The 455-nt window shown below is 58.7% G+C and carries 1 protein-coding gene; it reads left to right on the plus strand.

The features are described 5' to 3' along the window. Nucleotides 1-455, plus strand: a 455-nt coding sequence (locus I6F37_RS39520) for a delta-60 repeat domain-containing protein (RefSeq protein ID WP_225154306.1), incomplete at both ends; no start/stop codon positions are given.

The following is a 455-nucleotide window of genomic DNA, read 5'->3' on the forward strand; positions in this document are numbered from 1 at the left end:
GCGGACATTTCACCGGTCATCCTCGGCGGCAAAATGGTCGTTGGAGGTCGCGCGGGCAACGACTTCGGCGTGATGCGTTATAACTCGGACGGCTCGCCGGACTCGACTTTCGGAACCGGCGGTAAGGTGACCACCGACTTTTTCGGAGGCACGACCGACAACGCTTTCTGCGTGGGAGTGGTGTCCGCTGGAACGCAGATTCTTAATAACAATATCGTCGTGGTTGCAGCAGGAGGGCACGCGTTCAACGGCAGCAACTTCGACTTCGCGATCGCGCGTTACAATCCGATCAGCGGAGTGCCGGTCACCAGCTTCGACGGGGACGGAAAAGTGACCACCGATTTCGGCGGCTCCGATGCGGTGAATCGCATGCTTTTTCAAGTGACTCCGGGAAGCGGGAAAGGCGGACTCCCAAACGTCCAGATCGTCGCCGGCGGATACACCGACAATAACAA

This window comes from Bradyrhizobium sp. NBAIM08 (genome assembly GCF_020193935.1).
Lineage (GTDB): Bacteria > Pseudomonadota > Alphaproteobacteria > Rhizobiales > Xanthobacteraceae > Bradyrhizobium > Bradyrhizobium yuanmingense.